Annotated in this window: 12 protein-coding genes; 7 read left to right on the forward strand and 5 right to left on the reverse strand. The window is 36.8% G+C overall.

Features of this window, described 5'->3' with window-relative positions:
* Positions 1–318: 318 nt before the first annotated feature.
* Positions 319–804: a hypothetical protein gene (locus ACZ5QH_RS05105; protein ID WP_035371114.1), complete on the reverse strand. Its 486-nt coding sequence runs from the start codon at positions 802–804 to the stop codon at positions 319–321.
* Between the two features lie 281 nt (positions 805–1,085).
* On the opposite strand from ACZ5QH_RS05105, the gene ACZ5QH_RS05110 reads away from it, so the two are divergent.
* A complete protein-coding gene (locus ACZ5QH_RS05110; RefSeq protein WP_270382761.1) occupies positions 1,086–1,658 on the forward strand; it encodes a hypothetical protein in 573 nt (190 codons plus the stop codon).
* Between the two features lie 2 nt (positions 1,659–1,660).
* Here ACZ5QH_RS05110 and ACZ5QH_RS05115 read toward each other — a convergent pair whose 3' ends face one another.
* Complete coding sequence (locus tag ACZ5QH_RS05115; RefSeq protein ID WP_303577910.1) at positions 1,661–2,269, reverse strand: hypothetical protein; 609 nt, start codon at positions 2,267–2,269, stop codon at positions 1,661–1,663.
* Between the two features lie 143 nt (positions 2,270–2,412).
* Here ACZ5QH_RS05115 and ACZ5QH_RS05120 point away from each other — a divergent pair, with 143 nt between their 5' ends.
* From ACZ5QH_RS05120 to ACZ5QH_RS05130, 3 genes are all read left to right on the forward strand, one after another.
* Positions 2,413–3,267 carry an SDR family NAD(P)-dependent oxidoreductase gene (locus ACZ5QH_RS05120; RefSeq protein ID WP_303577911.1) on the forward strand — a complete coding sequence of 285 codons (855 nt, stop codon included), beginning with the start codon at positions 2,413–2,415 and terminating at the stop codon, positions 3,265–3,267.
* 301 nt (positions 3,268–3,568) lie between these two features.
* Positions 3,569–4,288: a carbonic anhydrase gene (locus tag ACZ5QH_RS05125; protein ID WP_464016778.1), complete on the forward strand. Its 720-nt coding sequence runs from the start codon at positions 3,569–3,571 to the stop codon at positions 4,286–4,288.
* Positions 4,289–4,975: 687 nt separating this feature from the next.
* Positions 4,976–5,344, forward strand: a complete 369-nt coding sequence (locus ACZ5QH_RS05130) for an endonuclease domain-containing protein (RefSeq protein WP_303577913.1) — start codon at positions 4,976–4,978, stop codon at positions 5,342–5,344.
* Between the two features lie 734 nt (positions 5,345–6,078).
* Here the strand turns inward: ACZ5QH_RS05130 and ACZ5QH_RS05135 are convergent.
* Together ACZ5QH_RS05135 and ACZ5QH_RS05140 are read right to left on the reverse strand one after the other, a co-directional pair.
* A complete protein-coding gene (locus ACZ5QH_RS05135) occupies positions 6,079–6,510 on the reverse strand; it encodes an SMI1/KNR4 family protein (protein WP_303577915.1) in 432 nt (143 codons plus the stop codon).
* Positions 6,511–6,581: 71 nt separating this feature from the next.
* A complete protein-coding gene (locus ACZ5QH_RS05140; protein ID WP_303577916.1) occupies positions 6,582–9,476 on the reverse strand; it encodes a valine--tRNA ligase in 2,895 nt (964 codons plus the stop codon).
* A 349-nt stretch (positions 9,477–9,825) separates the two neighbouring features.
* Between ACZ5QH_RS05140 and ACZ5QH_RS05145 the strand changes: the two genes are divergently transcribed.
* The 3 genes from ACZ5QH_RS05145 to ACZ5QH_RS05155 all read left to right on the forward strand — a co-directional run bounded on the left by ACZ5QH_RS05145 (position 9,826) and on the right by ACZ5QH_RS05155 (position 12,264).
* A complete protein-coding gene (locus ACZ5QH_RS05145) occupies positions 9,826–10,521 on the forward strand; it encodes a hypothetical protein (RefSeq protein WP_004819535.1) in 696 nt (231 codons plus the stop codon).
* A 79-nt stretch (positions 10,522–10,600) separates the two neighbouring features.
* A complete protein-coding gene (locus ACZ5QH_RS05150) occupies positions 10,601–11,398 on the forward strand; it encodes an SDR family NAD(P)-dependent oxidoreductase (protein ID WP_034615671.1) in 798 nt (265 codons plus the stop codon).
* Between the two features lie 101 nt (positions 11,399–11,499).
* Positions 11,500–12,264 carry a PA3715 family protein gene (locus tag ACZ5QH_RS05155; RefSeq protein ID WP_034615669.1) on the forward strand — a complete coding sequence of 255 codons (765 nt, stop codon included), beginning with the start codon at positions 11,500–11,502 and terminating at the stop codon, positions 12,262–12,264.
* A 159-nt stretch (positions 12,265–12,423) separates the two neighbouring features.
* Here the strand turns inward: ACZ5QH_RS05155 and ACZ5QH_RS05160 are convergent, their stop codons facing one another.
* Entirely contained in the window at positions 12,424–13,455 is a 1,032-nt protein-coding gene (locus tag ACZ5QH_RS05160) for an agmatine deiminase family protein (RefSeq protein WP_034615667.1), read from the reverse strand.
* Between the last annotated feature and the right edge of the window lie 115 nt (positions 13,456–13,570).

Genomic DNA, 13,570 nt, shown 5'->3' on the forward strand with positions numbered 1-13,570 from the left:
TACGATTCTTTTTGGTGCTATTTGTCACAAATTGGTTCAAGTATAACCAACGATTTGAATCCGTGAAGTGTTTGGCTGTATGAAAAAATAGATCAACAATTTCAAAATATTATTAAGACTCGATATAAAGCAAAAGTATGCACTAAATTGGAATTTGTGCACTAACTTGATGCAACAAGATATTCTGACTTATTTTTAAGATACTGATAATTATTGATTTTTATTTATTGTATTTCATCTTAAACCTAGGCTGTCAAATTTTAATCTAAAAATAAACCGATAAAATGATTGAGTTAAAATTAAAAAATAACTTAATGATCAATTTTTGGAAACACTCAGACTGCAAGCTTGATTTTTGTATTCGAAACGGTTTCTTTGAAATTTTTGACCGTTCCATTTATACACAGCAAAGCATTTACTTGAGTCATTGATGGCAATATCTGGCCAACCATGCTTTCCTAAAGTTGATAGAAACTCAGGCGTCCCATGACTGTTAAATATTCTCACCCATTGTTTATTGGTCTGTTGGGTAACAATATAAAATCCAATTCCTGTGTTTGCATAGCAGCCGACACCACCATCGACTACAACAGCATCAGGACGACCATCTTTATTGAGGTCACCATAATAGGAGATATTGCCAAGGCTACAGCGGCTTTCCCAGCCAAGATTGGTTTTTTGAAACTTTGCGCTTTTAAAAATTTGTGTTGCCGTTTCCTCAGGGACTTGCGGAGCCGCAGCATAATTAAGCGAGGCCAAAAATAGTGATAGAACACCACTGCTGAATATTATTATATTTTTCATCATCATATCGATTTTTTTGTGATTGAATTAACATTATTTTAAAAATATGTATTTTTATCAAGCTTTTGTTGTCATGCTATTGTATTCATCTTCTGGTTTAATCAGTATTTTGGGAATATCTAACTTATATCATTATAAATTTCAAATGCTTGGTGTGTTGTTGGATGATTTAATGAGTTGTAAATAAATGTTTAATATAAAATCAATTTGCGATTAAACGATCAATGAAGTGTATAAAAATGATGGTGTCTAAAACATATTGCAATTTTTTTGTGTATTTAATGGCGTTCTTTGGTTTCTGTCTTTTTACTGAATCAGTGAGTGCGCAACCCAGCCAATATAAAATCTATAAATCTAAACTGTTGCAGTGTGGAGAAGCAACTTTTCAAGTTATTTCTCAATGCGATGATTCTAATGATGGTGCAGAGTCAGGTAGTGCAGGCCCTTTTCGAGCATCATGTTTATCTAGTCAATTAGCGATAAACTGGAAAGGTCAGCAAAAGATACTAAATTTTCCCATAGCAACAGCACAGCAGAAGAAAATATTAGCAAGTAAAGGCTATGCTTTAACACCTGAGATCAAAGTAGGGAATTGGTCACCACAAAGTTTAGCTTGTGGTCAAGCGACTGGTATTGCGGGGCATTTTGTGGTGATTAATCAGGCAACCACCAACGATATTAATCACGAATATCACGGCAAAGGTTCATTGAGTGATGAACCCGTTTTACTGAATTTAAACGGGACTTTTACCAGTGAAACACTTAAAGCAAAAATCTATGCTTTATTAAAGCAAGACCAAGTGAAGATTTCTAAAGTGATTGGGGCAAATGCGATTTTTGCGGATGAGAAATAGATTTAACAGAAATAAATCCGTTTAATTTTGTCATCTGTTAAGAAGAAAGCAGATGCAGCACAGGTTTCTTCGAGGACATTGACTGAAACACCATCACCTTTAAACTTTAAATAATGTTTAGGGTCAATCTGTTCGTTAGCAAGAATATCCCCATTTTCACCAAAGCGATATTCTTCATCGACATAGATATTTGTTTTAGGTGCGACTTCGAACTTAGTAAAAATATCTAAATCATCATCTTCTTCATTATTTTGATAGTAATAAACTTTATCACTGTCGGAAATACGAAATTCAAACAGATATTTCATGCCTTTTTTATTGGGATTCTTTAAGACTTGGAACGCATCTAGTTTTCCATCTCCATCAAAATCGATGAGTAATGGCTTTTTGAGGTATGTCGTATCGACTGAATAACCTTGAGGGAGTGGTGTTGGATTATTGACGAGGTGGTCTGGCTCTGGATGAGCAGCAATCTCAATAGGTTCTGCTTTGGTTTGAGTTGATTGGGGTGTTTCTTGTTTGGTTGGCTTGCTTTCAGTTGAGGTGTTGGGTTTCTCATGACAGCCAATGAGAAAAATAAGGGTGATGCATAATAAAATTTTGTTTTTCATAGAATATGAATCATTCAATAATTTTGAATGTTGAAGATTCTATCTTAAAAATTGATTTTTTGATGCTCAATGTCCTAAATTGGAGATATAGTCATGTGTTTTATCACGTGCCAGTTTGCTGTCCATACTGATTCATCACCACAATGGGGAATATTTTGAACACATCAAATTCTGATCAAGCTTTATCTGTCGTGATTACAGGAGGTACACGTGGAATTGGTTTTGCTTTGGCAGAAGCTTTTTTAAAGTTAGGTTGGTCTGTGATGATTTCGGCACGAAATGTAGCGCAGTTAAATCAGGTTGTTGCAGATTTAGCGCAACGCTATACACCGAATAGAATTTATGGGGTGACCTGTGATGTGGCTCAATATGACGATTTGCAAAATTTATGGGAAGAAACAGTTTTAAAGTTTGGTCAGGTCGATGTTTGGATTAACAATGCCGGTACCTGTAACGCAGCAAGGGCATTTACCGAGATTGCTAGCTCAGATTTGGAAAGTGTAATCAAAACCAATGTACTTGGAACAATGTTGGGCTCTCAAGTGGCTTTAAAAGGAATGATGCAGCAAGGTTTTGGGCAAATTTTTAATATGGAAGGTTGGGGCAGTCGTGGTGAGTGGAGTGCGGGGATGACGCCTTATGCAACCAGTAAACGAGCAGTTGCTTATCTGAATCATGCTTTAAATAAAGAAACCAAGAATAGTGATATTTTGATTGGGACACTCAGCCCCGGAATGGTGGCAACAGATTTATTGATTTCTTCTTGGCAGCAAGGTGAAGTTAAAAACTGGCATAAAATGAAATGGTTATTTATGTTTGTAATTGACCCACCTGAGCAAGTGTGTGGTTATTTGGCGCAACGCATCAGTAAGAATAAGAAGAGTAATGCGCGTATTGTCTGGATGACACCATGGCGTTTGTTACTTCGATTTTTCCAACCTTATTATTGGAAAAGAAATCCTGTACAGGGGACGGCTTTGGATCAGCTTAAGGAATAGCGTTTTGGATTTAAATTTGGAGTTTGATTAGAAAAATAACAATGAAAAAGCTTAATTCAATATGACGCATTTATAAAATACAGAGTAGTGCGTGTATCTGTTATAGGAAAAAATAAAGGACTTGAACTTGGATAAGTATATTTCTTATAATCTAATAAGATTTGGTAGAAAATCTTAATAAAAATTTTACCAACATCACATCATGCTCTTCAGTTCAACAGCCTTTCATATAACCAGTAACTAGAGCATTTATAAATAGAGCATTCAGTGCTGAAAATATTTGAATAATTAAGGGGCTCTTATGTTTATTAAATACGGTTTAACAATAATTAGTCTATGCGCTACAACAATACTTTGGGCAGGATCAGATTGGGATTATCAAAACCCTAAAGATTGGGCAAGTGCAAATCAACAATACCAAGCGTGTGCAGGAATAAATCAATCTCCAATTGATATTCGAGATACGGTGACTGCGAATTTACCACCATTGGAATTTAATTATCACACTACAGCAAAGTCTGTGCAAAATATTGGTCATACGATGCAGATTGAGTTTAATCAAGGAGCAAGTTTAGTTTTAGATGGACAGACATTTTTACTGGAACAATTTCATGTACATAGTCCAAGTGAAAACAATATTAATGGCCAAAGCTATCCCATGGAATTACATTTAGTGCATGCTTCAGATAAAGGTGAATTGGCAGTTGTCGCATTAATGTTTCAACATGGATTGGAGAATGAAAAACTAAAACATATTTGGAATTCCTTGCCAAAAAATGTGGGTGAAAGTAATCAGCTATATTCAAAAAATAAAGCAGAGAGCTATTTACCCAATAACTTAGAGTATTACCGTTTTAATGGGTCTTTAACAACACCGCCGTGTTCAGAAGGAGTCCGATGGGTGGTGTTTAAGGAAATTCAGCAGGCGTCGAATGAGCAAATTGAGTCTTTTATGGAGTTAATGGGACATCCAAATAATCGTCCGATACAACCGATTGGCGCGCGGTTGATTTTGGAGTAATTCAGGGTAAAAAAGTAGATCAGAGGATCTACTTTTTTAATTCTTTTGTGGTGTTTACTCAGAGAAAATCTTTTATTTTCTGATTCTTAAAGTTGTTTGCTATTGGAATAATGATGTTTTGAATCGGAGTGGGGTGGATTTATGGAATATCTGTATTGAATTGAAAGACACCTCTCCCTAACCCTCTCCTGAAAGGAGAGGGAACCTCTTTGTGTATCGAATAATTATTAAATTCTCAAAGAGTGTTTCTTCCACGTTTGGGGGAAAATTGAGGTTGTGGAATTTATGCAAAATTTTTAGTTGCCTCTCTTTAATCCTCTCCTGAAAGGAGAGGTAACCTCTCTGTGTATCGTATAACTATTCAATTTTCAAAGAGTGTTCCTTCCACATTTTGGGGGAATATTGAGGTGGTGGAATTTATGCACACATTTTTAGTTACTTCTCTTTAGCCTTCTTCTGGAAGGAGAGAAATTTATTGTGTATCAAATAACTATTAAATTCTCAAAGAGTGTTGCTTCCACGTTTGGGGGAAATTGAGGTGGTGGAGTTTATGCAAATATTTTTAGTCGCCTCTCTTTAATCCTCTGTTGAAAGGAGAGGTAACTTCATTGGGTATTAAATAACGATAAAATTAGTAATGGAAGTCCCCTCTCCCCGTGGGAGAGGGCTAGGGAGAGGGAAAATAAAATGAAGCTAAACCCCAAATTATTAGAATACGCTAAATCTATGCGATACGATGCCACAGATGCCGAACATCTTATGTGGCAAATTTTACGAGCTCAACGATTTATGAATTTAAAGTTTCGTCGTCAACATCTGATTGAGCCTTATATCGTCGATTTTTACTGTCATGAATTGGGCTTAGTGGTTGAGTTGGATGGTGGTCAACATAATACAGATGTGGGCGTAGCTTATGATAATGGAAGAACTCAGTTTTTAGAGGCTTTGGGGATTAAAGTTATTCGTTATTGGAATGATGATGTATTGAATCGCAGTGAGGTGGTATTGGCGGATTTGTGGAATATCTGTATTGAATTGAAAGACACCTCTCCCTAACCCTCTCCTGAAAGGAGAGGGAACCTCTTTGTGTATCAAATAACTATTAAACTCTCAAAGAGTGAGCTTCCATATTTTGGGGGAAGATTGAGGTGGTGGAATTTATGCAAATATTTTTAGTTACTTCTCTTTAACCCTCTCCTGAAAGGAGAGGGAACCTCTTTGTGTATCAAATAACTATTAAACTCTCAAAGAGTGAGCTTCCATATTTTGGGGGAAGATTGAGGTGGTGGAATTTATGCAAATATTTTTAGTTACTTCTCTTTAACCCGCTGCTGAAAGGAGAGGAAACCTCTTTGTGTATCGAATAACTATTCAATTCTCAAAGAGTGTTTCTTCCACATTTTGGGGGGAAGATTGAGGTGGTGGAATTTATGCAAATATTTTTAGTTACTTCTCTTTAACCCGCTGCTGAAAGGAGAGTGAGCTTCATTGTGTATCGAATAATTATTAAACTCTCAAAGAGTGTCTCTGCCACATTTTTGGGAAGATTGAGGTTGTGGAATGTTATACACACATTTTTAGTCATTTCTCTTTAATTCTCTGTTGAAAGGAGAGAAACCTATTGTGTATCAAATAACGATAAAATTAGTAATGGAAGTCCCCTCTCCCTGTGGGAGAGGCTAGGGTGAGGGTAATTCTTGAAAAATTAGAGTGTATCAATTCGCTTTATTTTGCTAACTGATCTTTAAGTTAAATGGATATGAAATTGTTGAATTTTGGTCAAAAAAACATCATCGATCAAGTATTTCTAAATCACCTTTCATTATGAGCAAAATAAACTCTTCAAAACTATTACAAACCTTATTATGCGTATTACAGATTTCATAAATACCTAATTCATTGCCATCTTCGTCTAGTTTTACTGCATACGCAGTCATCCAGAGTAAGAATTCTGAAAATACAAAACAATTTGCATGAGGAAAGTCTTCAATGCCTTTTAAATCTTTTACAGGTCTAAATTCAGCTAAAGAAAAGAAAGAATAGCCCTCATCAGCAAAATTGGCTTCACCTGTACCATTGAAGAAAATAAAATATTCTTTAAAAATTTGTGGAAGTTTAACTCCGTATTTTTGTTCAAATTTTAACGTTTCTAACAATGTAGTCGGTTGATTGATACATAAGTTTTGATTGATGAAATGTTGTTTTAATTTTTGAATAACCATAATTATTTTACAAAAAAAAGAAGGAAGCTTAATTAAGCTTCCTTCTTTAGAGGCAAAATTGCAAGCTTCGCTTAAAGCGCTGCAATCTGCTCCATATTGGCTTTAATCTTGGCTAACTGATCCACAAACTCAGCAAGTTTAACCTTTTCACCTTCAACAACCGCAGCAGGTGCTTTAGCCACAAAGCCTTCATTTGCAAGTTTAGAGGCGATTTGATCATGTTGTTTTTGAACCTTATCTAAGTCTTTTTGCAAACGAGCAAGTTCTGCTTTCGGATCAATCAAGCCTTTCATTGGTACAAATACAGATACATGACCCACAACAGAAGATGAAGACAACGGTGGTTGCTCAGCATCGGTTAAGAAGGTAATGCTTTCAACTTTAGCCAAAGCTTTAAACAATGGTTCAATACGTGCAATTTGTGCTTTTTCAGCATCAGTCGCGTTTTGAAGCAATACAGGTAATAAACGTGCATTACCTAAGCCCATTTCGCCACGAATATTACGTACAGCACCAATCAAGCCTTGTAGCCCAAGCATATCTGCTTCGGCCTGTTCATTGATACGTTCAGGATTTGGAACAGGGTATGGCGCAAGCATGATGGTTTCACCACCAATACCAATCATTGGTGCAAGGGTTTGCCAAATTTCTTCAGTTAAGAATGGCATGATTGGATGCGCAAGACGTAAAGATGCTTCCATTACAGAAAGAAGGACACGACGAACTTCTGCTTTACGCTCAGTTGATACGTTTTCATCATTCAGGACTGGTTTGGTCAGTTCAACATACCAGTCACAGTATTCATTCCAGATGAACTCATAAATCGCTTGAGCAGCCAAATCTAAACGATAAGTTGCAAACGCTTGTTGAACGGCCGCTTCCGCTTTTTGTAAACGGCTGACAATCCACTGTTCAGGAAGTTCCCAAAGATCTTGACGGATTTCCTGACCAATTGGCTGTTGTTCACAGTTCATCATCACGAAACGGGTTGCGTTCCAGATTTTGTTGGCAAAGTTACGATAGCCTTCAACACGTTTCATATCGAACTTAATGTCACGGCCTGTATTGGCAAGAGCACAGAAAGTAAAACGAACCGCATCTGTACCGTAAGCTTGAATACCTTCAGGGAATTCTTTACGTGTAGATTTCTCAATTTTTGGTGCATCTTTAGGATTCATTAAACCAGTGGTACGTTTTTGTACTAAGGTTTCAAGATCTACACCATCAATTAAATCTAATGGGTCAAGTACGTTGCCTTTAGATTTAGACATTTTTTGACCTTCACCGTCACGAACCAAACCATGTACATACACGGTTTTAAATGGAACTTGCGGTGTGCCATCTTCATTTTTCATGAAGTGCATAGTCATCATGATCATTCGGGCAACCCAGAAGAAAATGATGTCAAAACCTGTTACCAATACATCCGTTGGGTGGAATGTATTTAAGAAATAATTTTCTTTATCTTTTGCTTCATCACCGGTCCAACCCAGTGTAGAGAATGTCCAAAGACCTGAAGAGAACCATGTATCCAGTACATCTTCATCTTGGTTTAATTCAACATCAGCAGCGATATTATTTTTCGCACGAACTTCTTCTTCAGAACGACCAACATAGATATTGCCTTCTGCATCGTACCAAGCAGGGATACGGTGACCCCACCACAATTGACGAGAAATACACCAGTCTTGAATATTGTTCATCCAAGCCATATACATATTACTGTATTGTTCAGGCACAAACTTAATATCGCCGTCTTTTACTGCTTTGATTGCAGGCTCTGCAAGAGGCGCAATTTTAACATACCATTGGTCGGTCAATAGTGGTTCAATGATCACACCTGAACGGTCACCACGTGGTGGTTTCAGCGTATAGGGTTGAATTTGGTCTAACCAACCTTCAGCTTCAGCTTGTGCAACCAATTTTTTACGTGCAGCAAAGCGCTCTAAACCGATATAGTCAGCTGGTGCAGGGATAGTTTTAGAAATCGCTTCGCCAGCTTTTGCGATAAACTCAAAATCAGCCAAAACTTCGGCATTTTTGTTGAAAATATTGATGATTGCGAGTTCACAACGTTTGCCCACTTCATAGTCATTGAAGTCATGTGCAGGGGTGATTTTTACACAGCCTGTACCAAATTCTTTATCGACATATTCATCTTTTACAATTGCAACCGCACGACCCGTAATGGGTAGGATAATATTTTTACCAACAAGGTGTGCATAACGTTCGTCATCTGGAGCAACTGCAACCGCAGTATCACCCAGTAATGTTTCTGGACGGGTAGTTGCAACCACTAAATAATCGTGACCGTCTTGAGTACGTAGAGACTTATCCTCAAAGAAGTATTTGAAGTGCCACAATGAACCTTGTTCTTCTTTATCTGATTCAACTTCTAGGTCTGAAAGTGCAGTTTGTAGTTTAGGGTCCCAGTTTACCAAGCGTTTGCCACGGTAAATCAAACCTTGTTCATGCAGTTTTACAAATACTTCTTTAACAGCATTTGAAAGGCCATCATCCATGGTGAAACGTTCACGTGACCAATCTACAGATGAGCCAAGACGACGAATTTGACGGGTAATTGTGCCGCCAGATTGTTCTTTCCATTCCCAAATTTTGTCGATGAACTTTTCACGACCTAAGTCATGACGACTAATATCTTGAGCTGCCAATTGACGCTCAACCACCATTTGCGTTGCAATACCCGCATGGTCAGTACCTGGTTGCCATAAAGTATTTTTACCAGACATACGGTTGTAACGCGTCAAGGCATCCATGATGGCATTGTTAAAACCATGACCCATGTGCAAGCTACCCGTGACGTTCGGTGGCGGAATCATGATACAGAATGAATCGCCTTTACGAGACGGTTGGAAATAACCTTTCTCTTCCCAAGTCTTGTACCATTTTTTCTCGATCTCGGTAGGATCGTAGGTTGTAGCAATATTTTGCGCTGAATCAGTCATAGTAAAAACAGATCAAAAGTAAGTAAAAAATTGCATTCATTGTAGCAAATATTCATTAGGAATGTTGATTCCTGTTATGGCATATTTACCTTGAATTAAATGCAGCAATCAAAACATGAAAATACAAGATGCATTTGTTGTTGTTATTAATCTTAAATATGACAAATGTTGGATATTGTGGGGTTTTAACTGAGTCATATTTACAAATGCATGTTTTAGATATTTGATTTATTGAGAGTATTTGTGATTGATATTCAACAAATAGCAGTAGTTAAAGACAATGCAAGATATTTCAAGTTTTGCTAAGATCAAAATTGAATAGGACAAAACAACAAAAGGACAGATAACAATGCAGTATAAAATCGATTTATTGATTAAACAGCAGACGTACCAAGAGTTAAAAAACATTACCCAAAGTTTAAATCATGGCGAAAAAAGTGATCTGGCAAAACAATTAGGTAATGTCTTTACGGAAATGTCATGCCAAGTGCTAGATCAAGTCTTTGGTGCTTTGCTTGAAGAGCAACGGAATAACTCTGCGCTAGATGCGAATGGTCAGAAGAAACTCAAAGAAGCAGAGCAAATTTTTACGCAGATTGAAGGAGCTTTTAAAAAATATATGCCGTGGTCGATTTCGTTGTTTAGTAATGATCGTTTAAAACCTGTGGCAAATCATATTCTTAAAAAGTTTGAAGATTCCGATGCAAGCCAAGTGGTGATGTACTACCAATTAGATAGCCATCTAGGTAAAGAAGCGACCAGTAATATTCAAAAGGTCATTCAAGGGGATACCAGTGCTTTGCCTGTGACACTAAAAAATTTGGTTAAAATTATTGACCTCGGTGTATCAGAGTTTATTCGGGATCCTAAGACTTTGTTAAAATTTAACTTTGTGGTTGATAAAACCTTAAATGGTGTGATCAATATGATCACCAGTACAGGCTATAAGCGCTTAGAAAAAGTTGGCGATGAATACAATCCTCGAAATGTAGAAAAGGCGCAACATTATGCAGCGCACTTTAAAAAGTTTTTAGTTGAGGCTTAATCTCTAAAAAGGGAGGTTTGATTGATTTGGTGCGTCACGTGGTCTAATATTTATTCACCATATTCAAGAGCATAATAAAATGGAAAGCTTAGAAGGAAAGGTGGTTTGGATTACAGGCGCATCTTCAGGGATCGGTAAAGCCTTGGCTGCTGAATGTGCTTTGCAAGGTGCACAAGTGGTTTTAAGCGCAAGACGTTTAGAAGAACTTGAAAAAGTTCGTATAAGTCTGCTTAACCCAGATCATCATATTTCCGTGGCAATGGATATTACTGATGAAGCGCAAGTACGCCATGCCTATGAACAAGTCTTAGAGGAAAAGGGGCGTATTGATTGGTTGATCAACAATGCGGGCTTAAGCCAAAGGGCGTTGATTGCAGATACCAGTATGCAAACTGAACGTGCAATTATGGAAATTGATTACTTTTCTCAAGTGTTTTTGACCAAATTGGTTTTACCAACCTTTTTAGCTCAAAAATCTGGGCGAATTGCATATATTTCTAGCGTTGCAGGCTTATTGGGGACGCAATATCGTGCATCTTACTCTGCAGCAAAAGCAGCGATTCATATGTGGGCAAACAGTTTACGCGCAGAAGTGGCACAAGATGGTGTTAATGTTTCTGTTATTTTCCCTGGTTTTGTGAAAACCAACGTATCTTTCAATGCTTTAAATGGTGCTGGGAAAGCACAAGCCCATCAGGATGAAGCCATTGAAAATGGTTTAGAAGCCGATGATTTTGCGCAGAAAACGGTTTCTGCTTTATTAAAAGGTCAAGAATATATTGTCGTGGGTGGGCGTAAAGAAAAATTGGGTGTGTTGGTTTCTCGCCTATCACCATCGACACTTTATAAAATGATTCGCAAGATGAAAGTAAAGTGATTAAAAATTAACAACTTTTGTATGTATTGATAAGGCGTTTATATATTGTATAAGCGCTTTTTCTTAATATATTCCGTCTCTATCTATAAGTACAAAAAACCATGTTAAACCTCATGAAAATAATATTTAAAATCATTAGTCTACAATTTATATTGATCAGCGCAGTTTATGCAAATATTTGTGATGATACTCAAGTTGTTGCGCAAATATTAAAGCAGGCAAAAATTGTAAAGGTTGAACAAGCTTTAATCGACTGTAAGCTCGATCCAGTCGATAATTCAAATATGATCATGGCTTATGCGCAATGGATTCCTGTAAAAGGTCATCCAGAAGAAGGTGATTATGCTTTAAATTTATTTAAGTTTAATCCAAAAAATTTAAAACTTGTTTATCACTATGTTGTTGCAGAACGTATGGTTTCGGATGCAATTAGCTTAAATTCAATCCAGCTCGATACAGCAAATTATAAAGTCACTGATTCAAATCGAGCTTTGGGTTTAAGATTAAATTACTCAGGTCACTCACAACCCTTTCCTTTTTCTATGCAAGTGCTAAATTTATATGACTTAAAAAATAAAAAGCAAATCTTAGATAGTCTGATAGTTGAACGTGATCGGGCAGAAACGGATATGCAGTGTAATGCAGATATTGAAGAACGTGCTTCAACCTTAGTGATGCAGTCAACCCAAACCAAGAAATATACGGATATTTTGGTCAATAGCAAAATTAAACGCTACCAGATGCAAGTGATAAACGAAGATTGCCAAGAAGTTAATCATCAATTATCGCAACAACGGTTTGTTTTAAAATTTGATGGGAAAAAATATCAATTTCCTAAAAGTTTTAAAGATGAATATCAGTACTGATAGGCAATACTGTCAAGAATATCAATAAGATTATGTCATTGCAGCGTAAAGCTGACGATTAAACATTCATCTTCTGGTTAGCGAGCTAAAAGTTAGTCGTGAACTAAAAGATGAATGCTTTTAAAATAACAGGGTATTTAATGGCGATAAATGAAATATTTAATGTGTTTTATTGAAGTAGTTTAATAACAATTCAGCATTTTTGCCCCTTAATTGCCATGACATACAGCGTACTCCACCGCCCATATGGCACACCTGTGCAGAGTGAATTGGAATGACAGTTCGTTTGGTTAGACGACGAATTTGCTGTAATGCCAGTGCATCTTGTTTAATACCAAATTGCGGAAAATAAATACGCTCAGGCGTAACCAGCATATTGGTATATAAGCCACAAGCTGAACCAAATTTCTCATCATAAATTTCACTACCATCATAAGGTGTGGTGATTTCATGAATTTTGATATCTGGAATACCGCGTTTTAAATCGATCTTTAACTGTTTGGCGTAGTCAGGATCTTCAGGATAGGTGTTAATCACTAAAGTATTCTGATCTATAAAGCTTACGACACCATCCGCATGTTCTAAACCACCTTGTTCATCTGCTTCAATAAATGCAATATGTTTAGCACCTGTCAAACGGATCAGTTGTGCTCTAGCTTGGGTTTCGGTTAAATGATTGTCAGCTAAGAACTTGGTGCTTAACACAACATTACCATAACCATCTTCAACCCAATTACCACCATCATTGAGCAGTTGGGTCTGGGTAAATTTTAAACCAGCCTTTTGGCTATAGGCTTTAAAGTCTGCTTGAACATCATCAGAAATGGCTTGAGCTTTTTTGGTTCCACCTTGTCCTGCTGCGGTATAACGAAAAAGAACAGGTTGATTGGGATTGGCACTGCTAAAATCACGCATCCAAATATCTTGCATAGGCGCGATAGTAACATGCTGTTTACCCAGTGCTTTGACATAATCAGGGTAAAGTTGTTGATCGGTTAAGATCATCACATTGTCACCATTTTGGATAATTTTCTTTGCATAATCGACATGAAAATCAAAGATATCATCGATTTTTTCTGCATAGTATTTATCCTGACTTTGTGGTGAAGCCAATACAATCAATTCTGCATTTATTGTGAATGGAAGCATAGACAGTAATCCGATACTTATTTTAAGTACTAAAGCTTTCATGATATCTAACCTGTTCATGAAGTTAAGATTCTTTCATTTTTGTTATGGTCAAGTTATTCCTAGATCTTTACATCACCAGAATACAAAATCAAACCGTCTAACAAAGATCGTGTAT

The organism is Acinetobacter sp. Ac8 (genome assembly GCF_055392545.1).